Genomic DNA, 23,143 nt, shown 5'->3' on the forward strand with positions numbered 1-23,143 from the left:
AGAGGCTAGTGACGAGTCAAAAGCAGTGAGGCTTGAACAAAGTGAAAGCCAGCGTCTTTAGGCGCTGGCTGGTGATGTGGGCTTATAGCCCTTGTTCAAACCACCCGTTTGACGGGTGGTCATGATTGACTCATGAAAGCCTTAATTTTTGATGTAGATGATACGCTTTATGATCAGATTCAACCGTTTGAACGTGCTTTGGAAAGACATATTGAAGTAGCAAGGGAGCAAATTGAACCACTCTACCTTTCCTTTCGCAGATATGCGGATGAAGTATTTGAAGAGACAGCAACTGGAAAGATGAGTCTGAAAGACAGTCATATTTATCGGATGAAACATGCTTTGGCAGATTTTGGGTATCAGGTGTCTGATGCAACAGCCTTAGCTATTCAAATAGATTATGATTATTTTCAAGGGCAGATAGAGCTCAGTCCAGTGTTTCCAGAAATATTTTCGTGGTGTCAGGCGCAAGGAATTGCAATGGGGATTATTACGAATGGACCTTATAGACATCAGTTGAGAAAGATACGCACGATGGGGTTAGTTAATTGGTTTGAGCTAGAACATGTCCTTATTTCTGGACAAGTTGGTATCACAAAGCCAAATCCTGCTATTTTTCAACTAATGGAAGAACGTTTGGGGATGTCAGGCGAAGATATTTGTTATCTAGGGGATTCGTTTGAAAATGACATCATCGGAGCAAAAACAGCTGGTTGGCAAGCGGTCTGGTTTAATCACAGAAAACGGTCAGAGCCAGAAAGTTCCTTTCGGGCAGATTATATGATTGACGAATGGTCCAACCTGGATTCCCTTATCAAAAACATCATAAAGCCGATTGGATAAATAAAATGGAATAACTCTCCTAACAAGTTTTTAATAGGATTAGAAGCTAGTCGGGGGAGTTTTTGTGTTCAAAAAGAGGAGGTATAGACAATATGTAAAGACCCCCAGTTGAGAATTCGTGGATTTACCTGTAACTAGAATAAAAAAGCAATCAACTTCTAACAGGAATTACTACACTCAATTGGAGGTCTTTACATATTGTCTATAATATCTAGCTGTTGTTGCAAATATTTATAAGCGACAATGTGTATGAAAAACTGACAGAAATTCAGAAAAAACAGAAAATGAATAGGTTGTTTACAGAAATGTTCCGAAAATTGTTGGAAAAACAACAAATAGAGGGGGTAATCTGTTTTTTGTCTGTTTTCCATCTAAAGGAGTCTTGACAACTTATCTAAAAAGGTGCAGAATGAATTTGCAAACGTTTGTTTTTTTAATACCATTTTTTATGTCTATTCATTTCATTAATGAAAACATGAAAGGATAAAACTTATGAGAAAAAGTTCACACTTGATTTTAAGCTCAATAGTCAGTTTGGCACTCGTAGGGGTCACACCATTGAGTGTTCTTGCAGATTCCAAACAAGATATTAATCAGTATTTTCAAAGCTTGACTTACGAGCCACAAGAGATTCTTACAAATGAGGGAGAATACATTGATAATCCGCCAGCAACAACTGGTATGTTAGAAAACGGACGTTTTGTGGTACTTCGCAGAGAAAAGAAGAATATTACGAACAATAGTGCAGATATTGCTGTTATTGATGCTAAGGCCGCAAATATTTATCCAGGTGCTTTATTGCGTGCTGACCAAAATCTTCTGGATAATAATCCAACGCTTATCAGTATTGCGCGGGGTGATCTGACGCTTAGTTTGAATTTACCTGGTTTGGCCAATGGGGATAGCCACACCGTTGTAAATTCTCCAACAAGAAGTACTGTTCGAACAGGGGTGAATAACCTTCTGTCTAAATGGAATAATACGTATGCTGGAGAGTATGGCAATACCCAAGCAGAGCTTCAATATGATGAAACAATGGCATACAGTATGTCACAATTAAAAACGAAGTTCGGAACCTCTTTTGAAAAAATTGCAGTACCATTAGATATCAATTTTGATGCCGTGAATTCGGGTGAAAAACAGGTTCAGATTATTAACTTTAAACAAATTTATTATACAGTTAGTGTTGATGAACCAGAATCTCCAAGCAAGCTTTTTGCAGAAGGGACAACTGTAGAAGATTTGCAACGAAATGGGATAACAGATGAGGTACCTCCTGTTTATGTTTCCAGCGTTTCTTATGGACGCTCTATGTTCATCAAGTTAGAAACTAGCAGTAGGAGTACCCAAGTTCAAGCCGCATTTAAAGCAGCCATCAAAGGCGTTGATATTAGTGGCAATGCTGAGTATCAAGACATTCTGAAAAATACTTCATTCTCTGCTTATATTTTTGGTGGGGATGCAGGTAGTGCAGCTACTGTTGTGAGCGGAAATATTGAAACACTGAAGAAGATTATTGAAGAAGGTGCAAGATACGGAAAACTCAATCCAGGTGTTCCGATTTCGTATTCAACCAACTTTGTCAAAGACAATAGACCTGCTCAGATTTTGAGCAATTCAGAGTACATAGAAACAACTTCAACCGTCCATAATAGCAGTGCATTGACATTGGATCATTCAGGTGCTTATGTTGCGAAATACAACATTACTTGGGAAGAAGTATCTTACAATGAAGCTGGAGAAGAAGTTTGGGAACCAAAAGCTTGGGATAAGAATGGTGTAAATCTGACCTCACACTGGAGTGAAACCATTCAAATTCCAGGAAATGCTCGCAATCTTCATGTCAATATTCAAGAATGTACAGGATTAGCATGGGAGTGGTGGAGAACAGTTTATGACAAAGATTTACCACTTGTTGGTCAACGTAAAATAACCATCTGGGGAACAACGTTATACCCACAGTATGCGGATGAGGTGATAGAGTAATCTGGCAATGTATTATACTCTCTTAGCCACAGAGGCTAGGAGCTAAACACTATTCGTCAGAAACTTATCACAAGAAAATGGTATTAAAATAAGGATTCTATTCAAATTTTGGGTAGAATCTTTTATATTTTCCTAAAAACTACTTTTAGGTATGAGAACTCGTTCTGAAACTATTTTCAGGAATTTTTGTATTTCTACAAAAATCGAAATTACATTCTAAATAAAAAGAGGTTATTGAAAAAATAATAATATACTATATAATAAATAATGTAAGCGCTATCTCTAGTATAGAGCAGAAAGGAATGACACAATGGGTACTATTAGTAAGACAGATTTAAAGCAACAAATTAAGGACGGTATTATTATTTCCTGTCAGGCTTTACCAGGCGAACCCCTGTATAGGGAAGAAGGCGGTATTATGCCTTTACTAGTCAAGGCTGCCCAAGAAGCAGGGGCTGTCGGTATTCGGGCCAATAGTGTACGAGATATTAAGGAGATAAAAGAAGTAACTACTTTGCCAATTATCGGAATTATCAAGCGAGATTATCCTCCACAAGAGCCCTTTATTACGGCTACGATGCGAGAAGTAGACGAGTTAGCAGCTCTAGATATTGAGGTCATTGCTCTTGATTGTACCAAGCGTGAGCGTTATGACGGACTCGATATTGTTGATTTCATTAATCAAATCAAGGAAAAATACCCCGAACAACTTTTTATGGCAGATATTTCAACCTTTGAGGAAGGATTAACTGCTTATGAAGCAGGCATCGATTTTGTTGGGACAACACTTTCGGGGTATACATCCTATAGTAGGCAGGAGGAGGGACCGGATATTGAATTGGTTGACCGCTTGTGCCGAGCAGGTATCGATGTGATAGCGGAAGGAAAAATACACTATCCTGACCAAGTAAAAATTATTCATGATTTAGGTGTGGCAGGAATTGTTGTAGGCGGTGCAATTACACGTCCAAAAGAAATCGCAGAGCGGTTTATTAGTGCTTTACATAAATAATAAATAGGTTATAGAAAGGAATGGAGTATGAATTTTAAGAAGTTTTCTCAGCTAGGGCAGGCCTTTATGTTGCCAATCTCAATTTTGCCTGTTGCTGGTCTCTTACTGGGAATTGGAGGCGCCTTATCAAATAGTAATGCTGTAGCACAATTTCCTGTATTGGATCAAGCGTGGTTGCAAGCTGTATTCACTATCATGAGTACGGCAGGTAGTGCGGTATTTGCGAATTTAGCGTTGATTTTTGCAATTGGTGTTGCTGTAGGTTTGGCAGATGCTGATAAGGGGACTGCTGGCCTATCTGCTGGGGTTGCATACTTGGTTTATACGGCTACTATTAGTGGATTTTTAACTCTTTTTGCAGATAAGGGAGCAAGCATTGATACTGGAGTTTTGGGCGCTTTAGCGATTGGTATCACTGTTGCAACTTTACACAATAAATACCGAAAAATTGAATTACCAGCCTTTCTTGGTTTCTTCGGAGGCTCTCGCTTTATTCCAATTATTTCATCATTTGCAGCAATTGCGATTGGTTCCATTTTTTATATAATTTGGCCACCGATTCAGAATTTGTTAGTTGATTTTGGTAAGGCAATAGCAGAGATGGGAAGTTTTGGAACCTTCTTATATGGTTTTGGATTACGTTTGACAGGTGCCTTTGGCTTGCACCATACCATCTATCCAATGTTTTGGTATACTTCATTAGGTGGAAGTGAAGTGGTAGCAGGTGAGACGATCCAAGGTGCGCAAAATATTTTCTTTGCTCAATTAGCAGATGCGAACCATACAGGCTTATTTACTTATGGAACTCGATTTTTTGCTGGTCGATTTGCAACGATGATTTTTGGTCTACCAGCATCTTGTTTGGCTATGTATCACGCAATTCCTAAGGAAAATCGTAAGAAGGTTGGTAGTTTTTATTCAAGTAGTGCATTAACTTCCTTATTGACAGGAATTACTGAACCAATCGAGTTTTCTTTCTTGTTTGTTGCTCCATGGCTATATGTTGTTCACGCATTTTTAGATGGACTATCATTCTTAGTTGCGGATCTCCTGCAAATTCGTATTGGGAACTCATTTTCTGGTGGGCTTATTGATTACTTGATTTTTGGTGTTTTCCAAGGAAATGACAAAACCAATTGGATTTACGTGATTCCTGTTGGCTTGCTTTGGGCAGCAGTTTATTATCTAGTTTTCAAATTTTTAGTAACCAAATTTCACGTGCTAGTTCCTGGTATGGAAAGCAGTGATCAAGCATCGCATTCTGAAAAAGTTTTATCAAACGGTTCTAGTCTTCGTGATAATGCAATTGCTATCATCGATGCTCTTGGTGGAGCAGATAATATTGAGAACGTAACTGCTTGTGCGACTCGATTAAGAGTATCGCTCAGAAATAGTGGTCTTGTGGATAAGGGAGTTATTCAGTCGATAGGTGCAACGGCTGTTTTGGATGTAAAAGGCGGAATACAGGCTATTTTCGGAGGTAAGGCTATTCTGTATAGCCAAGAAATCAATCAAATTCTTGGTCTTGAAGAATAGAGTTAGATTTAAGCGAATTAAAAGCATTCAAACTGTACCTATCGGGTATTTTTGAATGCTTTTTGTCTTATTAAGAGTGTTGTGAAATAGAAAGATGGATAAATTATTCTCTAATAGTTTGCTTGAAAATATTCTCTTTTTTCTCCTTGTCAATAGCCAAAAAATAGGCGTAGATAATATCTAGCATGATGAGCAGGGGAATTTGGGGTGAGATACGATTGCCGTAATTGAGGTGGCGAACAGAGGCGACTGGAATGATTTGGTCAAAAGTCGGATGGGGAAAACTCTTGGTTGTTAACAGGGCGGTAGGAATCCCCTTTTGAGCAGCCAGGTGGAGATGCTCCATGACCTCTTCTGTCTGACCAGACAGAGAAAGACCGATGACCAGGCAACTAGGGTCTAAAATAGTAGTTGTCCAAATAAGATTGTTTTTATCAGTAATTGCATCACAGACTACACCCAGTCGCATAAAGCGGGATTTGATTTCCATTGCAACCAAACCAGAACTGCCGATTCCGTAAAAATAGACACGCTTGCTACTGTCAATCAGTTTGGCAATCTCTTCCAATTTTTCTTCATCTACTAGTTTATTGGTAGCAGTTAGGATTTCCTCATAGTCTATCAAGACTTTTTTTGTTAGGCTCCGCTGTAATTTTTCAAAATGTTTATCCAAGTATTGTTGGTTATTCTGAAAGGCAAAGACAAATTCTCGATAACCGGAAAATCCACATTTTTTGGCAAAACGGGTAAGAGCAGATGGAGAAATGTGGAGTTGCTGTATAGTGTTTTCTTGGCTAAGATCGGCGCTAGATGGGTCTAACTGAGTAAAATAACTGGCAATCTGCTTTTCAAGTCTAGTCATCTGATCCAGATGAGACTCAATGATGGCAGTGATGTGTTTCGGTGTTTGTAACATTTTCCATTCCTCTGATAGCTTCTGAGGACATTATACCACTAAAACCCCCTCATTGATAGGTTTTATGATATAATGGAAACGTAAAAGGAATGTAAGATTATGTATATTGAAATGATTGATGAAACAGGGCAGGTTTCTGCTCAAATGCAGGAGCAGATTACAGAATTGCTCCAGTTTGCTGCCGAAAAAATTGGCAAGCAAAATAAGGAAATGGCTGTGACCTTTGTGGACAATGCTCGCGTCCATGAGGTCAATTTGGAATACCGAGGAATTGACCGTCCCACAGATGTTGTCAGTCTAGAATATAAGCCAGAGTCGGAGATTGTTTTTGATGAGGAAGACTTACTGGACAATCCTGAATTGGCTGAAATGATGGAAGATTTCGATGCCTATATTGGTGAATTGTATATTTCTATCGATAAGGCGCATGAGCAAGCTGAAGATTACGGACACAGCTACGAGCGCGAAATGGGCTTTTTAGCTGTACACGGTTTTCTGCATATCAATGGCTATGATCATTATACGCCAGAAGAAGAAGCAGAAATGTTTGGTTTACAAGAAGAAATTTTGACGGCCTATGGACTTACAAGAGAATAATTCAAAAAATCGCTGGAAAAACCGAGAATTGATTGCTAGTCTAGAATTTGCAGTAACAGGTTTGTTGACGGCTTTCAAGGAAGAACGCAATATGAAGAAGCACCTTGCTTCAGCTGTCCTTGTTGTGCTTGCGGGACTTATTTTCCAAGTATCTGTGACAGAATGGCTCTTCCTCTTGCTTAGTATTAGTCTGGTTATCGCTTTTGAAATTGTGAATTCGGCTATTGAGAATGTGGTGGATTTGGCGTCAGACTATCATTTTTCTATGTTGGCAAAGAATGCAAAAGATATGGCAGCAGGGGCAGTCTTGTTTGTGTCAGGATTTGCCTTGTTGACAGGATTGATTATCTTTGTGCCGAAAATTTGGGACTTTATTTTTTAGAATATAAGGAGAATACATGACATTTAAGTCAGGTTTTGTGGCGATTTTAGGTCGTCCAAACGTTGGGAAATCAACCTTTCTCAACTATGTAATGGGGCAAAAAATTGCCATCATGAGCGACAAGGCTCAAACAACCCGTAACAAGATTATGGGTATATATACAACAGAAGAAGAGCAGATTGTCTTCATTGACACACCAGGAATCCACAAGCCTAAGACGGCCTTGGGTGACTTTATGGTGGAGTCTGCTTACAGCACTCTTCGTGAAGTTGACACGGTCCTTTTTATGGTGCCAGCCGATGAAAAACGAGGCAAGGGTGACGACATGATTATGGAACGCCTTAAACAGGCCAAGGTTCCAGTCATTTTAGTGGTTAACAAGATTGACAAGGTTCATCCAGACCAGCTTTTGGAACAGATTGATGATTTCCGTCAACAGATGGACTTCAAGGAAATTGTGCCAATTTCTGCTACCCAAGGGAACAATGTTAATCGTCTCATGGAAATTCTCAAGGAAAATCTGGATGAAGGTTTCCAGTATTTCCCAGCGGACCAAATCACTGACCACCCAGAACGTTTCTTGGTATCTGAGATGATTCGGGAGAAGGTTCTACACCTGACTCGTGAGGAAATTCCGCACTCTGTTGCCGTTGTCATCGAGTCCATGAAACGTGATGAATTTACCGACAAGGTCCATATCCGAGCGACGATTATGGTTGAGCGTGATAGTCAGAAAGGCATCATCATCGGCAAGCAAGGAGCCATGCTCAAGAAAATCGGCTCCATGGCCCGTCGTGATATTGAATTGATGTTGGGCGACAAAGTCTTCCTCGAAACCTGGGTCAAGGTCAAGAAAAACTGGCGTGACAAAAAACTCGACCTCGCCGATTTTGGCTATAATGAGAAAGAGTATTAAAAACGTCCGGGGGACGTTTTTAACCCGAGCCTAGAAATTAGAGAGCGAGGAAGGTTCGGGGGAGCGAAGCAGTCTGGGAATAGACTGTTTCAGCAGGTCACATAGGAATGTGAAAGTGACCATTTGAAACCCCGAGCCTAGAAATTGGAAGGCGAGGTAGCCTGGTGTGACTTGTCTCACCAGAATAGCAATGAATCAATTTCAAGCGTGAAGCACCACTTTTGTGGTGTTTTCCGTCGTTACGGTGAGATATTATGACAATTAGAGCAGTTAATGAACAGACTCTTTCTATCTGGGCTACTTTTGCAAGTCAGGTTTGGCAGACAAAAGAGCAAGTTTTGATAGAAAAATTTTCAAATAATGAGTTTCCTTTTGAGTTTTTGTATTACTCTCAAAGTGAGGAGCCGATAGCGTGGATTAGTTTGTCGCTTCGCCGCGACTATGTAGAAGGATGTCAGGCGGGTCCAGTTGCCTATTTAGAAGGAATTTTTATTAGTCCGAATTATCGTAATCAAGGGATTGCGGAAGAACTGTTAAATTTTGCAGAGGGTTGGGCTAAAAGCCGAGAGGTATGCCAACTAGGGTCTGATGCGGAACTAGACAATCTACTGAGCCAGAACTTTCATATCAAACATGGCTTCCGAGAAGTTAGTCGAACAGTTCACTATGTTCTAGATTTGACTAGTGATTAACAGGTTATCAATCAAAAATTTAGTTTAGAAAGGAAGGCCGGTTAGGTGTTGTAATTGAACTTGCCTAGGCCTCTTTGAAAAAAGACAACCGTGACCTAGGTGCCGAAGCATCGTCGGTCAGGTTTCTATTTGCTTTGTAATTTTGTTAGAAAGGACGAGTGTTAGCGTACTTGAAAAGGTAGTTTGTTGCACTATGTAAGGCTAGTGTCAACATCTCAGCACAGTGGTTGATTGGCAGATTTGTTCGTGTTCTACACTCCCAATCTGACCTATACTAAGGAAGCGAACCCTGTTCGCACTATTTCCAACCTCCAAAGGTTCCCCAAACCTTTGGAGCTGTGTGGGGGTGGGAGTAAAATAGTCCAGTGGACTATTTTAGCCCGAACTTAGATTTATGGATGTGAGGTAAACTCTTCTAGGATTGTTCGAGTTCTTTCCCTCTCCCAAATAGATAGAGCTCCTTGTGTGCAAGTCACACAGCATCGCTCTCCTTTTATCTTGTTATCATTATTTAGAAAGGAAAGCCGGTTAGGTGTTGTAATTGAACTCGCCTACGACTCTTTGAAAAAAGACAACCGTAACCTAGGTGCCGAAGCACCGTCGGTCAGGTTTCTATTTTTCTTTGAGTCGCTTAACGGCTTAGTATCTTAGTATGCCTGAATTGCCTGAGGTTGAGACGGTTCGTCGTGGTTTGAATCGGTTGGTCAGGGGAAAGGTCATCGAAAAGGTCGAGGTGACCTATGCTCCTATGATTAAGACTGGGGTGGATGCCTTCTGTCAGGACTTGATTGGTCAGGAGATTTTAGATGTGGACCGTCGTGGTAAGTATCTCTTGATTTACCTGACAGACCATGTTCTCATTTCCCACTTGCGGATGGAAGGTAAGTACAATTTCTTTCCTGACAAGGTGCCTGCCAACAAGCACTTCCATGCCTTTTTTACTTTCACGGACGGCTCGACCTTGGTTTATCAGGATGTCCGCAAGTTTGGCACAATGGAACTGCTGGGCAAGGCAGATGTGGATGCCTATTTTATCAGTCGAAAAATTGGTCCTGAGCCGACGGAGGAAGATTTTGACTTAGAAGAATTTGCCCAAAAGTTAGCTAAGTCGAAAAAGCCTATTAAGTCGCATCTTTTGGACCAGTCTTTGGTGGCTGGTTTGGGCAATATCTATGTAGATGAGGTTCTGTTTAGAGCACAAGTTCATCCTGCTCAAGCAAGTAATCAGCTATCGGCTGAGCAGGTGGCAGACCTCCGTCAAGCCACCATAGAAGTTCTACAACTGGGTATCGAAAAAGGTGGCTCAACCATTCGGACCTACAAAAATGCCTTGGGCATGGACGGGACCATGCAGGATTATTTACAAGTTTATGGAAAGACAGGGCAGGCCTGTCCCCGTTGCCAGACAGAGATTGTCAAAATCCAGCTGGGAGGTCGAGGGACACATTTCTGTCCTCAGTGTCAGGTGAAACATGGCTAAAGTTATCGGATTGACAGGCGGTATCGCTTCAGGAAAATCAACGGTTACAGCGTTTTTGCGAGAACAGGGCTATCCAGTCATCGATGCGGATGCGGTCGTGCATGAATTGCAGGCCAAGGGCGGAAAACTCTATCAGGTCTTACTTGCCGAGTTTGGTCAAGATATTTTATCAGCTGATGGGAATTTGGATAGGGCTAAGCTGGGTCAGGCTGTTTTTGCGGATAGCAATCTGCGAGCTCGTCTGTCTGACCTACAGGACCAAATTATCAGGCAGGAGCTGTTAGCCAGAAGGGACGCCCTCAAGCAGACCAATCCAGTGGTTTTCATGGATATTCCCCTGCTCTACGAGGCGGATTATAGCGGGGAAGTAGATGAAGTCTGGCTGGTCTATGTCGATAGAGCACAGCAGTTGGAGCGGCTTATGAAACGCAATAGCTTGTCCGTTCAAGATGCGGAAAACCGGCTGGCAGCTCAGCTTTCTTTAGAGGAAAAACGGTCGCAAGCCCAGGTGGTGATTGATAATAGCGGAGCGGTTGAGGCGACCTTAGCACAGGTTGCGCAACTTTTGGAGGAATTAAAGGATGGACGACGGTAGTAGTTATTGGAAGCAGAATTTGAAGGTGGCTTGGTTGGGAAATTTCCTAACAGGGACGAGTTTTACCTTGGTTATGCCTTTTATCTCGGTTTTTGTGGAAGAGTTGGGGGTGGGCCCTGGACAGGTAGAATATTATGCGGGACTTGCGGTATCTGTTAATGCCCTTGCGGCAGCCTTGATGGCACCTATTTGGGGGAGTTTGGCGGACCGTTACGGTCGCAAGCCCATGATGGTGCGGGCTGCTTTTGCGATGATTTTTACTATGGGTGGTATGGCCTTTGTACCAAATGTTTTTTGGTTGCTTGCCTTACGTGTCCTGAATGGGGTATTTACAGGATACATTCCCAATGCGACTGCCTTGATTGCCAGTCAGGTTCCAAAGGATAAGACGGGGTATGCTCTGGGTACATTGTCAACAGGTGCGGTAGCGGGTAATTTGATTGGTCCGACCCTGGGTGGTATCTTAGCAGAGATGTTTGGCGTACATATGGTATTTTTGCTGGTGGGACTTCTTTATGCTATCGTTGTGTTACTGACCGTTTTCTATATTCGAGAGGATTTTGTTCCAATCAAAAAAGGCGAAGAGATGTCGGTTAAAGAGGTATTTGAGCAGGTGAAAGATCGGCAGATGCTGGTTGGGCTTTTTGTGACTTCTATGATTATTATTGCAGCTGCTCAGGCTGTTGTTCCTATATTGACCCTCTACGTGCGGCATTTGGGACAGACAGATAATCTGTTATTTGTTGCTGGTTTTATCATTTCCTTGCCTGGTATGGCATCGCTAGTGACATCAGGTTATTTAGGGAAAATTGGTGATCGTATTGGCAACCATCGACTTCTATTAATTGCTTTGACTTACAGTCTGTTGATTAATGTTTTCTGTGTTTTTGCAGAAAATCCTTTCCAGCTTGGTTTGTTGCGATTCATGTATGGTTTTGGGACAGGAGCATTGTTGCCTTCGGTTAATTCTCTTTTGACCAAGTTGACTCCAAAAGAAGGGATTTCAAGGATATTTTCCTACAACCAACTCTTTAATAATCTAGGTTCTGTTGTTGGTCCCATGATGGGGTCTGCGGTGGCTGCTCACATGGGTTATGACTGGGTATTTTACCTGTCCAGCGGACTTGTCCTCTTTAACCTTATCTGGTCTTTGACCAATTTTAGAAACTATTTGAAAGTAAGGGATGTTTAGTGAGAGTTAAAATCAATTTACAATGTTCAGAATGCGGTAGTAAGAACTACTTGACTAGCAAAAACGCCAAGACTCATCCAGATAAGATTGAAGTCCTTAAATACTGCCCAAAAGAGAGAAAAGTAACCCTCCACCTTGAAACTAAGTAGGTTTTATGGTATAATGTCATAAGTTATTGTAGAAAGTGAAAAAAATATGTATCAAGCATTATTAGCAATTCTGTTGATTTTATCTGTTATTTTGATTGTAGTGATTTTTATTCAACCGGCTAAAAACCAGTCTAGCAACGTCTTTGACTCTTCTAGTGGAGCCTTATTTGAACGTACAAAGGCCCGTGGTTTTGAAGCGGTGATGCAACGCATTACAGCTATTCTTGTTTTTCTTTGGATGCTGGATGCGCTGGCACTTGTTATCATTTCAAGTAAGTAGATAAATCAGACTGGGACTTGTTCTTGGTCTATTTTTTTAGTAAAGGTAAGATGAAAAACGAAATTATTAACTATATTAAAGAAGTTGGTTCTGTGACCATGGACCAGCTGGCAGATCAGTTTGGAGCCAGTTCTGCTAAGAGCTTCACAGATTTGGTCAAGCTGGTTTCTAGCATGGAAGGCAGTCGTCAACTTGTCTTTGACAATGCTGGGCGGATTACTCTTCCTGCTCCCAAAATATCCAAAAACAAGGTGACCTTGCAGGGCATTTTCCGTGCCCACAAGTCAGGTTTTGGCTTTGTGACCATTGACGAGGCGGAAGATGATCTCTTTGTCAGTCGTGACGATGTCAACTTCGCTATTGAGGGCGACCGAGTGGAAGTGGCAATCAAGAAAGTAGCGGACAGGCTCAAGGGGACGGCTGCGGAAGCGGAAGTCATTGATATTTTAGAACATAGCCTGAAAACTGCGGTAGGCTTGATTGTTTTTGACGAAGATAAGCCAGAATATGCAGGCTACATCAAGTCTAAAAATCAGAAAATCGCTCAGAAGATTTACATCAAGAAGTCACCTCTGGTGTTGACCGGAACGGAAATCCTCAAAGTCGATATTGAAGCCTATCCCAACAAGAAACGGGACCACTTTGTTGCGACCATTCGGGATGTAGTGGGTCACAAGGATGACGTGGGCATCGATGTATTGGAGGTCTTGGAATCCATGGACATCGTGTCGGAATTCCCTGATGAAGTCTTGGCAGAGGCCAATCGAGTGCCAGAAAGTCCGTCAGAACAGGACTTTGAAGGTCGCTTGGACCTGCGAGATGAAATCATCTTCACCATTGACGGTGCAGATGCCAAGGACTTGGACGATGCGGTCCATATCAAGCAGCTCAAGAACGGCAATCTGGAGCTGGGTGTCCATATCGCTGATGTCAGCTACTATGTGACAGAAGGCTCTGCCTTGGACCAGGAAGCTGTCAAACGGGGGACTTCTGTCTATGTGACCGACCGTGTGGTGCCGATGCTACCAGAACGCCTGTCAAACGGTATCTGCTCCCTTAATCCAAACGTGTACCGCCTGACCCAGTCGGCTATTATGGAAATTGACCACAAGGGCAAGGTAGTCAAGCACTGGATTGGCCAGACGGTCATCAAAACCACCTTCCGCATGACCTATTCCGATGTCAATGACATGATTACGGGCAATCAGGAAAAGTTGGACAAATACAAGGCAATCGTGCCAAGTGTGAACCTCATGATCAAACTCCACGAAACCCTGGAAACCATGCGGTACAAGCGTGGAGCTCTGAATTTTGATACGACAGAAGCCAAAATCATTGTCAACAAGGACGGTCTGCCAGTTGATATCCAACTGCGTCAGCGTGGGATTGCCGAGCGGATGATTGAGTCCTTCATGCTGGCGGCCAATGAGTGCGTGGCCGAGCATTTTGCCAAGCTGGACCTGCCTTTCATCTATCGGATCCACGAGGAGCCTAAGTCGGACAAGCTGCAGAAGTTTATCGACTATGCGACCAGCTTTGGTCTGACGGTCTATGGAACAGCCAGCTCTATCAGCCAGGATGCCCTTCAGGACCTCATGGAGCGGGTCAAAGATGAACCTTATGCCGATGTCCTCAACATGATGTTGCTTCGCTCCATGCAGCAGGCACGCTACTCGGAGTACAACCACGGCCACTACGGACTGGGTGCGGAGTTCTACACCCACTTCACCAGTCCTATCCGCCGCTATCCCGACCTGCTGGTGCACCGTATGGTGCGGGACTATGGTCACAATCCTGCGGAAAAAGCAGAGCATTTTGAGCAAGTTATTCCTGAGCTTGCCAAGTCTTCGTCCAGTTTAGAACGCCGTGCTATTGAGGCAGAGCGGGAAGTCGAAGCTATGAAGAAGGCAGAGTTCATGCAAGAATTTGTTGGGCAAGAGTTTGACGGTGTCGTGTCTAGCGTGGTCAAGTTTGGTCTCTTTGTCGAGTTGCCAAATACGGTTGAAGGCCTGATCCATGTCACCAACCTCAACGAGTACTACCAGTTCCACGAGCGGACTCTGACCTTGCAGGGTGAGAAATCTGGTCGGGTCTTCCGTGTCGGTCAGCCAATCCGTATCAAGCTAACGCGGGCGGACAAGATGACAGGGGAAATCGATTTTGCCCACGTGCCGTCCGAGCTGGATATCGTCGAAAAAGCCTTAAAAGCCAAGCGGAGAATCGCCAGTCATTCCAACCGTGACCGTGATAATCGGTCAGGGCGAGGACGGGGCAAGCACCACAAACAAGAAGCTGCTGGTCGCGACAGCGGACGTCACAAGTCTGGGAAAGACCACAAGTCTAAGACTGGAAAGTCAGACAAGAAAAAGAAACCATTTTACAAAGAAGTGGCTAAAAAGAACAAGAAGAAAAGGAGATAGGCATGGCCAAGGGTGAGGGCAATGTGATTGCACAGAATAAAAAAGCCCGCCACGACTATACCATTGTCGATACAGTGGAGGCGGGGATAGTCCTGACGGGGACGGAGATTAAGTCTATTCGTGCGGGGCGGATCAACCTTAAGGACGGCTTTGCCCAGATCAAGCAGGGCGAGGCTTGGTTGGTTAATGTTCATATCGGTCCCTACGATGAGGGCAATATCTGGAACCAGGAGCCAACGCGGACCCGCAAGCTTCTCTTGCGGAAGAAGCAGATTGAGTCATTGGGCAATGAGGTCAAGGGAACGGGGATGACCCTGGTGCCGCTCAAGGTCTATATCAAGGACGGCTTTGCCAAGGTCCTGATTGGGCTTGCCAAAGGGAAGCATGACTACGACAAGCGAGAGTCCATCAAACGCCGTGAGCAAGACCGTGATATTAAACGGACCATGAAGGCGATCAATAGTCGCTAGGGCTGGGAGAAATCCTGGTCTTTTTTGTTATAGGAAAACAAATACCCCAGACAATTTAAAACTATCTGGGGTTTATTATTTGATTTTCGCAGAGTATTAATCCACCGTCACCATTGCTTTAATCGTTTTGCGGTTGGCCATGTCTTTGTAGGCTTGGTCGATATTGTCCAGGCTGTAAGTTTGGGTGAAAACTCGACCTGGGTTGATGTCGCCTTTGAGAACAGCATCGAGCAAAATTTCCTTATCATAGGTTGTGACAGAAGCAGAGCCACCACCGATAATGATATTTTGAGCAAAGGTTGATCCAAGGGCGTGGTTGTTGTAGTGTGGTACGCCAACAAAACCGATACGACCACCATTGTGAAGAACACCGAGAGCTTGGTCAATGGAGGCTTCTGTACCGACGCATTCGAGGGCAGCATCCGCTCCGCCACCTAGGATTTCACGGACTTTAGCAATGCCTTCTTCACCACGTTCGGCAACAACAGCAGTTGCGCCTGATTCCAAAGCCATTTGCTGACGATCTGCGTGACGGCTCATCATGATAATCCGAGAAGCTCCGCGCATTTTTGCAGCAATGACGGCACATTGACCCACTGCACCATCACCGATGACAACAACCTTGTCACCAGGTTTGACATCTGCAACACGCGCAGCATGGTAGCCTGTTGGCATAACATCTGCCAAGGTTAGAAGAGATTTAATCATGCCTTCTGAGTAGTCGCTTGGCTGACCAGGAATTTTGACCAAGGCCCAGTTGCCGTAGTGGAAACGAATGTATTGAGACTGGTAGTTGTTGCCCCAGTTGGTGTAGCCTGGATGGTTGTCACAAGTACCGTCAAAGCCAGCACGACAGGCATCACAGTGTCCGCAACCGTGTGTAAATGGAACAATCACAAAGTCACCAGGAACAAGTGTTGTAATGTCTTCGCCTACCTCTTCAACGATACCGATGGCTTCATGACCAGAGTTGGTGTCACCATGGTCATGGTGAATGTCTTCTCCGTAGCCCCAAAGGTCTGAGCCACAGACACAGGCCCGAACGACCTTGATAATGACGTCATCCTTGGCTTGAAGGCTTGGTTTTTCGATTTCTGCAACGGTCATCTTACCGGCTTTTTCATAAATAGCTGCTTTCATATTCATCGCACATTTACTTGTCAGTAAATATCCTTTCTGATTGATATGGAATATTATACACCTTGGAGTTAACTCCAAGTCAAGAAAAAAATGGGTTTGAATTCATATTTCCTTTGTGATAGACTAAGTGTATCGGAAAGAAAAGGAGAGATAATGACGGTTTTAGTTCCTTACAAACGCATGCCCATTTGGAATCAGGATACGGTTCCCCAGCATTTTTTAACCAAGCACAATACCAAGGTGGGTACTTGGGCCAAAATCAAGGTCTTGAGAGGTCAACTCAAATTTGAGCCAATTTCAGATGATAATGAGATTTTGGGAGAATATGTCTATGGTCCGACAGACGATATTCCTTTTGTGGAGCCACAGGCTTGGCATCGGGTGACCTTATTGACAGAGGATACGGAGTTTTTCTTGGAATTTTTCTGTCAACCAGAGGATTATTTTGCTAAAAAGTATGACTATACGCGAACCCATTCAGAGGTCTTAGAGGCATTGAAAATCATCGAGCCTTGTAAGGTCTTGGATTTGGGCTGTGGTCATGGCAGGAACAGTCTTTATTTGGCTCAGCAGGGGTTTGAGGTAACTGCTGTAGATAAAGATGTACCAAGTATTCGGACACTCTTGCAGGTCAAGGAAGTAGAAGATTTGGACTTGCAGGCTGGGACTTACGATATTAACTCAGCTAGTCTGGAGCAGGATTACGACTGGATTATCTCAACCGTTGTCTTTATGTTCTTGGAGCGGGAGCGGGTGCCAGCTATTATCCGCAATATGCAGGAGCAGACACGGCCTAGTGGCTATAACTTGATTGTGGCGGCCATGGATACGGAGGATGCACCCTGTCCGATGAATTTCTCCTTTACCTTTCGAGCAGGTGAGTTGAAGGAATACTACCGTGACTGGGAATTGGTTAAGTACAATGAGGATTTTGGTCAGCTCCATAAGCGTGACGAACATGGTAATTTCCTCAAGATGCGGTTTGCGACCATGTTGGCTAGGAAAAAAGGATAAATATTTTTTGAAAGCACTTGCAAGGCAGGTGCTTTTGCGTTACAATGTAGGTGCAAATGGGTAAATCATATTATACTCCACGAAAATCATCTTCTGTTTGGGTCGGAGACTTGTGTAAAATAGTCTCTGAGTTCCTATTTTTGGAAGGAGCCTACTTCTGATTTTCACAGAGTATCAGGAAAGGAGAAGTCTATGAAAAAGACTTTTGTTCGTATAGCCACATTTCTAATGTTGGTTTGCCTATTCCCTGTTCAACTTGTTCAAGCCTGTTCAGGCTTTATCATTGGGAAAGGGTTGACAACGGATGGTTCTATCTTTTATGGTAGAACGGAAGATTATCCATATCCACCAAATAATGGAGCGCACAATAAAAATTATATTGTGGTTCCAGCAGCAACCTATGCCAAGGGGGATATGTTGGTGGATGAATCATTCGGTTTCACAGCACCACACTTGGCAAAAGAGTTCAAGTACACCTCTACGCCTGATGCGGCACGTGGGGATGGGTCAAACGGTAATTTTGGTGCGCATGGATTTAATGAAAAAGGTGTGTCCATGACTGCTACTGTTACAGCTATTCCAAATAAAAAAGTTTTAGCTGTTGACCCATTGGTAACTGCGGGGGGACTAGGTGAGGCCATTTTGATTGACTATGTTCTTCCTAGAGTCACCAGTGCGCGTGAAGGTATCGAATTAATTGCGAAGACAATTGATGAAAAAGGTTCGGCAGAGGGGAATATCATTGTTATTGCTGATAAGAATGAAGTTTGGTACATGGAAATTTTGTCAGGTCACCAATACGTAGCCATCAAATTCCCTGAAGACAAGTATGCAATTTTTGCAAATACTTACTATCTAGGTCATGTTGATTTTACCGATACAGAAAATGTGATTGCTTCTGCAAAGGTTGAAGAAGTAGCCAAACAGGCTGAAAATTATATGATGGTTGATGGGAAGTTCCACATTGCCAAATCATATGGACCTGAGAATTATGCTGATGGTGATCGTTCTCGGACATACGCTGGTATAAAATTGTTAGATCCAGCATCGTCTGTAACCTATGAAGATGGTGTGTATGATTTACTGCGTCAGCCAACAGACCCAAGTCGTCGCTTTAGTTTACAAGATACCTTTGCCTTACAACGTAACCGTTTTGAACATCTTCCAGAATTTCGTCCAGACGATGAAGCAGGCAAGGTAAAACAAGGGGATAATGGTGCGAATGATCAAGTGGCAGATGCGACTTATAAATACGCTCTTGGTAATGAAAACGTCATCGATGCCCATGTTTATCAGATTAATAGTAGCTTACCATCAGCCTTCGGTGGCACAGTATGGTTGGGCTTAGCTCAGACAAGGAATACACCGTATGTTCCATTTTATGGTATTGTGACTGATACTTATGAAGCCTTTAAAAATCGCTCAGCTTCTTATGACACGAATTCATGGTACTGGACGGTGCAAAATATTGATAAGATGGCCATCTCACACCCAGAGTTATTTGGTACATCAATTCAAGAAAAATGGATTGCACTTGAAAAAGAATGGATTGCTGCACAGGCAGCTCTTGATGCTCAATATGCTGGACTTTCAGAAGATGCAGCCGTAGCTCTGGCTCCAACTGTAACAGAGGCAACCTTGGCTCGTTCAGCAGAAATTTTTGCGCAATTAAAAGCTGTTGAAGCTGAAATGATGGCTAAAATTGAAGCTGCAACAACTCCATCATCAAGTAGTACTGAACCATCGACCAGCACTGAGCCATCATCAAGTGGTACCGAAACTTCAACCAGTACTTCAAGCAGTACAAGTCAGTCTACAAGTGGTTCTAACACAGGAGGAGCTACGGATACTTCCTCATCAAGCGGAACAGTAGTATCTTCTGATAAGAAAGTAACACCTACCAATAAAAAAGGCAAATCAAATCTTCCTAGTACAGGTGAGCAAGTCAGCATCTTGTTGGTGGCGCTAGGTGTTGCAGGAATTTTAACAGCAATTTTTCTTCATCGAAAAAAATCCAGTAAAGAATAAATGAATATGTAAAAGTAGGTTGGATTGATTTCAATCTACTTTTTTGAAACAATTTTGTTTACAAATGTAGTCGTATGTTGTATAATTTGTTTACAGATGTAGTCGGAAAAGGAGTAACCTATGAAACAAGCAAACTATCCCATTCAAGGCATGACCTGCGCTTCCTGTGCTCTGACGGTTGAGAAAGCTGTTGGTAAATTAGCAGGAGTAGAAGAAGCCAGTGTCAACCTAGCGACTGAAAAATTGAGTGTTAGCTATGATGAAAAGCTTTTGGGACTAGAGGATATTCGTCAGGCAGTTGAAAAGGCGGGTTATCAGCTAGTCGATAACTTGGTGACTGAGTCTTATGACATTTCAGGTATGACCTGTGCTTCCTGTGCCATGACGGTTGAAAAAGCTCTGGGCAAACTAGAGGGCGTAGAAGAAGTCAGTGTTAATCTGGCAACAGAAAAGGCAACCATCCGTTATAGCCATGATAAGCAAAATCCAGCTAGTCTTGAAAAAGCAGTTGAGCAAGCAGGTTATCAACTGATCAGATTAGAAGAAGTGGAAGAGACGGCGGGTAAGGGACCAAGCAAGGAAGACAGTCTTTGGAAACGATTTGTCTGGTCAGCAGTCTTTACTCTTCCACTGCTCTATATTGCTATGGGGCCTATGTTGCCCTGGGGCGGGCTTCCATTACCAGCTTTGCTCCATCAACCGCTAGTCTATACGGTCAGCCAAGTCATCTTGCTCATCCCTGTCCTTTATATGGGACGCAGTTTTTTCCAAAAAGGCTTTAAAACTCTCTTGCAAGGCCATCCCAATATGGATTCCTTGATTGCTGTTGGGACTGGAGCAGCCTTGGTTCAAGGTCTGTTGATGATTGCTTTTCTTCTGATGGGAAAAGAAGTAGCCATGCACGGTCACCATCCAGAACTGTATTTTGAATCAGCCGCCGTTATTTTGACTCTGATTACCCTAGGAAAATACTTTGAAGCTAGAGCCAAAGGTCAGACTTCTGAGGCCATTAAGAAATTGATGGATCTGGCTCCCAAGACGGCTCAGGTCCTACGAAATGGGCAGGAAATGCAAGTACCGATTGAAGATGTGGTGGTCGGTGACCAGGTCATTGTTCGCCCAGGTCAGCAGATTCCTGTTGACGGTCAAGTTCTAGAAGGCCAGACACGTGTCGATGAATCCATGTTGACGGGTGAGAGCCTGCCAGTGAAGAAGGCTCTAGGCGATACTGTTTTTGGCGGTACCCTTAACCAGCAAGGTGCCATAACCATGCAGGCTACCAAGGTTGGTCGTGATACGACTCTGGCACAGATTATTCGTTTGGTAGAAGAGGCTCAAGGGTCTAAGGCCCCCATTGCCAAACTCGCTGACCAAGTATCTGCCGTCTTTGTGCCAGTTGTCATGGGCTTGGCTTTCTTGTCCGGTCTGGCCTGGTATTTCTTGGGGCAAGAATCATGGATTTTTTCACTTAGTATTATCATCGTCGTCTTGGTCATCGCCTGCCCTTGTGCTCTGGGTCTAGCAACTCCGACGGCTATCATGGTTGGGACTGGAAAAGGGGCAGAAAACGGTCTTCTGTTCAAGTCTGGTCAAGCTATTGAAACCCTACAAGGTGTGAATACCATTGTCTTCGACAAGACAGGGACCATTACTGAGGGCAAACCTCAGGTGACAGACATTCATCTGGTGTCTGCTAAAAATCGTGAGCAGGTCCTCCAGCTGGCAGCAAGTAGCGAGCAATTTTCCGAGCATCCCTTGGCTCAGGCTCTCCTGCAAGCAGCTCAGACAGAAAAGATTGCTCTCTTGCCTGCCACTGATTTTCAGGCTCTTTCAGGTCGTGGTCTTTCGGTGACAATAGCAGAGCAGACCATCTATCTGGGAAATGAACGGTTGATGCGGGAACAGGGAATTGATGTTTCCAAAGGACGTGCAGTTGCGGAGGCATTTGCCCATCAAGCCAAGACGCCTGTTTTCCTAGCCAGCCAGCAAGAATTACTAGCAGTCATTGCCATTGCTGATAAAGTAAAAGAGACCAGCCGTCAGGCTGTCCAGGCTCTGCAAGCCATGGGATTAGAAGTGGTCATGCTGACTGGGGATAATGAAAAAACTGCCCAGACCATTGCCAAGGAAGTCGGCATTGAGCAGGTGGTCAGTCAGGTCATGCCAGATGATAAGGCCAACCAAGTCAAGTTCTTACAAGAACAGGGCAAAACAGTCGCTATGGTGGGGGATGGCATCAACGATGCCCCAGCCCTAGCTCAAGCCCATGTGGGTCTAGCTATTGGTTCTGGGACTGATATTGCCATTGAGTCTGCCGACATTGTTCTCATGCATAGTGACATTTTGGATGTGGTCAAGGCTGTCAAACTCAGCCAGGCAACCATGCGGACTATTAAACAAAATCTCTTCTGGGCCTTTGCTTACAATGTGATTGGCATTCCAATTGCCATGGGGCTGTTACATGTATTTGGTGGACCTCTGCTCAATCCTATGTTTGCAGGTGCAGCCATGGCCCTCAGCTCAGTGTCCGTCGTCTTGAACGCTCTGCGATTGAAAACCTACAAACTATAGTGAAAATACCAGTCAAAAAACTGGTATTTTTGTTTATAAACGCTTACAATAAATATATTCTACTCTTCGAAAATCAAAATTATCCGTTGTCAACTCGCCTTGATGAGTGAAAAGCTCCTGTGGAGCTTTTTAGCCTGTTGCCTTGAAATAAGAAAGCAACAGAGTTCTATCTTCGGCTTGAAGACGCAAACATAGTTTGCTATATTTCCAACCTTCAACTATCTACCAGATAGTTGAAGCTAGACTACTTTTGATTTTCATTGAGTAATAAATGCAAGGGAGATGTTTATGACAACCTTTATTGGAAAACCGGTGACCTTGGTAGGTCCGCAATTAAGAGTGGGAGATACCGCCCCTGATTTTGTCCTCATGGCAAATGACTTGAGCTTGAAAAGTCTGAAAGACTTTGGCAAGCAGACCAAGGTCATCAGTGTGGTGCCTTCTATTGACACAGGGATTTGCGATACTCAGACCCGTCGCTTCAATCAGGAACTGGCTGACCGTGACAATACGGTTGTTATTACGGTTTCAGCAGACCTGCCTTTTGCTCAAAAACGCTGGTGCGGGGCTGCAGGTTTGGAAGATGCCATCACCCTGTCTGATTACTATGACCATGCCTTTGGTAAATCCTACGGTGTGCTCATGCGAGAGTGGAATTTGCTGGCGCGTGCAGTCTTTGTCCTCAATGCCGACAATGAAGTCACCTATGTAGAATACCTGGACAATGTCAACGAACATCCCGACTATGAAGCAGCTTTGGAAGCTGTCAAGTAAAAGAATACAAAACGGTGTCTGAATGAACTGCTCCCTGTCAAGTGGACAATGAAATAATAAAAGATTAGGCGACGGCCTTGTTCCTCATTTCAAGAGGGGCAAGGCCGTTGTTGCGTTCTTGAAATCGTTGATGATTATAAAAATAGATGT

General features: G+C 43.5%; 21 protein-coding genes. 19 read left to right on the forward strand and 2 right to left on the reverse strand.

What is annotated here, in order from left to right:
• Positions 1 to 132 precede the first annotated feature (132 nt).
• From ODU45_RS08380 to ODU45_RS08395, 4 genes are all read left to right on the forward strand, one after another.
• Positions 133 to 843 carry an HAD family hydrolase gene (locus ODU45_RS08380; protein ID WP_105105592.1) on the forward strand — a complete coding sequence of 237 codons (711 nt, stop codon included), beginning with the start codon at positions 133 to 135 and terminating at the stop codon, positions 841 to 843.
• A gap of 492 nt (positions 844 to 1,335) precedes the next feature.
• Positions 1,336 to 2,829 carry a cholesterol-dependent cytolysin suilysin gene (sly, locus tag ODU45_RS08385; RefSeq protein WP_079397084.1) on the forward strand — a complete coding sequence of 498 codons (1,494 nt, stop codon included), beginning with the start codon at positions 1,336 to 1,338 and terminating at the stop codon, positions 2,827 to 2,829.
• Positions 2,830 to 3,139: 310 nt separating this feature from the next.
• Entirely contained in the window at positions 3,140 to 3,841 is a 702-nt protein-coding gene (locus ODU45_RS08390) for an N-acetylmannosamine-6-phosphate 2-epimerase (RefSeq protein ID WP_105105591.1), read from the forward strand.
• 27 nt (positions 3,842 to 3,868) lie between these two features.
• Positions 3,869 to 5,377 carry a PTS transporter subunit EIIC gene (locus ODU45_RS08395; protein WP_012027342.1) on the forward strand — a complete coding sequence of 503 codons (1,509 nt, stop codon included), beginning with the start codon at positions 3,869 to 3,871 and terminating at the stop codon, positions 5,375 to 5,377.
• Between the two features lie 103 nt (positions 5,378 to 5,480).
• On the opposite strand, the gene ODU45_RS08400 is transcribed toward ODU45_RS08395, so the two are convergent.
• The gene (locus tag ODU45_RS08400) at positions 5,481 to 6,293 is read right to left on the reverse strand and encodes a MurR/RpiR family transcriptional regulator (RefSeq protein WP_105212529.1); all 813 of its coding nucleotides are present in this window, start codon (positions 6,291 to 6,293) and stop codon (positions 5,481 to 5,483) included.
• A 99-nt stretch (positions 6,294 to 6,392) separates the two neighbouring features.
• Between ODU45_RS08400 and ybeY the strand changes: the two genes are divergently transcribed.
• From ybeY to smpB, 11 genes are all read left to right on the forward strand, one after another.
• Positions 6,393 to 6,890, forward strand: coding sequence for an rRNA maturation RNase YbeY (gene ybeY / locus ODU45_RS08405; protein ID WP_105121843.1), 498 nt, complete (start codon positions 6,393 to 6,395; stop codon positions 6,888 to 6,890).
• The gene (locus ODU45_RS08410; protein WP_012027339.1) at positions 6,871 to 7,272 is read left to right on the forward strand and encodes a diacylglycerol kinase family protein; all 402 of its coding nucleotides are present in this window, start codon (positions 6,871 to 6,873) and stop codon (positions 7,270 to 7,272) included. Before ybeY ends, ODU45_RS08410 begins: the two co-directional genes overlap by 20 nt.
• A gap of 16 nt (positions 7,273 to 7,288) precedes the next feature.
• Entirely contained in the window at positions 7,289 to 8,188 is a 900-nt protein-coding gene (gene era, locus ODU45_RS08415) for a GTPase Era (protein WP_002935752.1), read from the forward strand.
• A 254-nt stretch (positions 8,189 to 8,442) separates the two neighbouring features.
• A complete protein-coding gene (locus ODU45_RS08420; RefSeq protein WP_044763504.1) occupies positions 8,443 to 8,880 on the forward strand; it encodes an N-acetyltransferase in 438 nt (145 codons plus the stop codon).
• 652 nt (positions 8,881 to 9,532) lie between these two features.
• Positions 9,533 to 10,360 carry a DNA-formamidopyrimidine glycosylase gene (gene mutM, locus ODU45_RS08425; RefSeq protein ID WP_398581118.1) on the forward strand — a complete coding sequence of 276 codons (828 nt, stop codon included), beginning with the start codon at positions 9,533 to 9,535 and terminating at the stop codon, positions 10,358 to 10,360.
• Positions 10,353 to 10,955, forward strand: coding sequence for a dephospho-CoA kinase (gene coaE, locus ODU45_RS08430; RefSeq protein ID WP_398581119.1), 603 nt, complete (start codon positions 10,353 to 10,355; stop codon positions 10,953 to 10,955). The genes mutM and coaE overlap by 8 nt, the downstream gene beginning before the upstream one ends.
• Positions 10,942 to 12,147, forward strand: coding sequence for a multidrug efflux MFS transporter (locus ODU45_RS08435; protein ID WP_024382497.1), 1,206 nt, complete (start codon positions 10,942 to 10,944; stop codon positions 12,145 to 12,147). Before coaE ends, ODU45_RS08435 begins: the two co-directional genes overlap by 14 nt.
• On the forward strand, positions 12,147 to 12,296 hold the full coding sequence (gene rpmG, locus ODU45_RS08440; RefSeq protein ID WP_012775228.1) for a 50S ribosomal protein L33: 150 nt from the start codon (positions 12,147 to 12,149) through the stop codon (positions 12,294 to 12,296). The genes ODU45_RS08435 and rpmG overlap by 1 nt, the downstream gene beginning before the upstream one ends.
• Positions 12,297 to 12,342: 46 nt before the next feature.
• Positions 12,343 to 12,576, forward strand: coding sequence for a preprotein translocase subunit SecG (gene secG, locus ODU45_RS08445; RefSeq protein ID WP_002935768.1), 234 nt, complete (start codon positions 12,343 to 12,345; stop codon positions 12,574 to 12,576).
• A gap of 50 nt (positions 12,577 to 12,626) precedes the next feature.
• The gene (gene rnr / locus ODU45_RS08450) at positions 12,627 to 14,996 is read left to right on the forward strand and encodes a ribonuclease R (RefSeq protein WP_398581120.1); all 2,370 of its coding nucleotides are present in this window, start codon (positions 12,627 to 12,629) and stop codon (positions 14,994 to 14,996) included.
• A gap of 2 nt (positions 14,997 to 14,998) precedes the next feature.
• Positions 14,999 to 15,466, forward strand: coding sequence for an SsrA-binding protein SmpB (gene smpB / locus ODU45_RS08455; RefSeq protein WP_398581121.1), 468 nt, complete (start codon positions 14,999 to 15,001; stop codon positions 15,464 to 15,466).
• 96 nt (positions 15,467 to 15,562) lie between these two features.
• On the opposite strand, the gene ODU45_RS08460 is transcribed toward smpB, so the two are convergent.
• The gene (locus ODU45_RS08460) at positions 15,563 to 16,606 is read right to left on the reverse strand and encodes a zinc-binding dehydrogenase (RefSeq protein WP_024411773.1); all 1,044 of its coding nucleotides are present in this window, start codon (positions 16,604 to 16,606) and stop codon (positions 15,563 to 15,565) included.
• Between the two features lie 153 nt (positions 16,607 to 16,759).
• Here ODU45_RS08460 and tehB point away from each other — a divergent pair, with 153 nt between their 5' ends.
• The 4 genes from tehB (at position 16,760) to tpx (ending at position 22,993) form a co-directional block, all read left to right on the forward strand.
• A complete protein-coding gene (gene tehB, locus ODU45_RS08465; RefSeq protein WP_398581122.1) occupies positions 16,760 to 17,620 on the forward strand; it encodes an SAM-dependent methyltransferase TehB in 861 nt (286 codons plus the stop codon).
• A 192-nt stretch (positions 17,621 to 17,812) separates the two neighbouring features.
• Positions 17,813 to 19,648, forward strand: a complete 1,836-nt coding sequence (locus ODU45_RS08470; RefSeq protein WP_398581123.1) for a C69 family dipeptidase — start codon at positions 17,813 to 17,815, stop codon at positions 19,646 to 19,648.
• A 120-nt stretch (positions 19,649 to 19,768) separates the two neighbouring features.
• Complete coding sequence (locus tag ODU45_RS08475; RefSeq protein ID WP_398581124.1) at positions 19,769 to 22,219, forward strand: heavy metal translocating P-type ATPase; 2,451 nt, start codon at positions 19,769 to 19,771, stop codon at positions 22,217 to 22,219.
• Positions 22,220 to 22,507: 288 nt separating this feature from the next.
• The gene (tpx, locus tag ODU45_RS08480; RefSeq protein ID WP_105212536.1) at positions 22,508 to 22,993 is read left to right on the forward strand and encodes a thiol peroxidase; all 486 of its coding nucleotides are present in this window, start codon (positions 22,508 to 22,510) and stop codon (positions 22,991 to 22,993) included.
• The last annotated feature ends 150 nt before the right edge of the window (positions 22,994 to 23,143 follow it).

It is taken from the genome of Streptococcus sp. 2022WUSS135, from assembly GCF_044427045.1.
GTDB lineage: Bacteria > Bacillota > Bacilli > Lactobacillales > Streptococcaceae > Streptococcus > Streptococcus hashimotonensis.

Excerpts from the sequence above, each read along its gene's own strand:
- ODU45_RS08410 (WP_012027339.1), top strand. The coding sequence starts at position 6,871 with ATGGACTTACAAGAGAATAATTCAAAAAATCGCTGGAAAAACCGAGAA.
- ODU45_RS08395 (WP_012027342.1), top strand. The coding sequence starts at position 3,869 with ATGAATTTTAAGAAGTTTTCTCAGCTAGGGCAGGCCTTTATGTTGCCA.
- ODU45_RS08470 (WP_398581123.1), top strand. The coding sequence starts at position 17,813 with ATGAAAAAGACTTTTGTTCGTATAGCCACATTTCTAATGTTGGTTTGC.
- ODU45_RS08400 (WP_105212529.1), bottom strand. The coding sequence starts at position 6,293 with ATGTTACAAACACCGAAACACATCACTGCCATCATTGAGTCTCATCTG.
- secG (WP_002935768.1), top strand. The coding sequence starts at position 12,343 with ATGTATCAAGCATTATTAGCAATTCTGTTGATTTTATCTGTTATTTTG.
- ybeY (WP_105121843.1), top strand. The coding sequence starts at position 6,393 with ATGTATATTGAAATGATTGATGAAACAGGGCAGGTTTCTGCTCAAATG.
- tehB (WP_398581122.1), top strand. The coding sequence starts at position 16,760 with ATGACGGTTTTAGTTCCTTACAAACGCATGCCCATTTGGAATCAGGAT.
- ODU45_RS08380 (WP_105105592.1), top strand. The coding sequence starts at position 133 with ATGAAAGCCTTAATTTTTGATGTAGATGATACGCTTTATGATCAGATT.
- sly (WP_079397084.1), top strand. The coding sequence starts at position 1,336 with ATGAGAAAAAGTTCACACTTGATTTTAAGCTCAATAGTCAGTTTGGCA.
- coaE (WP_398581119.1), top strand. The coding sequence starts at position 10,353 with ATGGCTAAAGTTATCGGATTGACAGGCGGTATCGCTTCAGGAAAATCA.
- smpB (WP_398581121.1), top strand. The coding sequence starts at position 14,999 with ATGGCCAAGGGTGAGGGCAATGTGATTGCACAGAATAAAAAAGCCCGC.
- ODU45_RS08460 (WP_024411773.1), bottom strand. The coding sequence starts at position 16,606 with ATGAAAGCAGCTATTTATGAAAAAGCCGGTAAGATGACCGTTGCAGAA.
- ODU45_RS08420 (WP_044763504.1), top strand. The coding sequence starts at position 8,443 with ATGACAATTAGAGCAGTTAATGAACAGACTCTTTCTATCTGGGCTACT.
- rnr (WP_398581120.1), top strand. The coding sequence starts at position 12,627 with ATGAAAAACGAAATTATTAACTATATTAAAGAAGTTGGTTCTGTGACC.
- ODU45_RS08435 (WP_024382497.1), top strand. The coding sequence starts at position 10,942 with ATGGACGACGGTAGTAGTTATTGGAAGCAGAATTTGAAGGTGGCTTGG.
- era (WP_002935752.1), top strand. The coding sequence starts at position 7,289 with ATGACATTTAAGTCAGGTTTTGTGGCGATTTTAGGTCGTCCAAACGTT.
- tpx (WP_105212536.1), top strand. The coding sequence starts at position 22,508 with ATGACAACCTTTATTGGAAAACCGGTGACCTTGGTAGGTCCGCAATTA.
- ODU45_RS08390 (WP_105105591.1), top strand. The coding sequence starts at position 3,140 with ATGGGTACTATTAGTAAGACAGATTTAAAGCAACAAATTAAGGACGGT.
- mutM (WP_398581118.1), top strand. The coding sequence starts at position 9,533 with ATGCCTGAATTGCCTGAGGTTGAGACGGTTCGTCGTGGTTTGAATCGG.
- ODU45_RS08475 (WP_398581124.1), top strand. The coding sequence starts at position 19,769 with ATGAAACAAGCAAACTATCCCATTCAAGGCATGACCTGCGCTTCCTGT.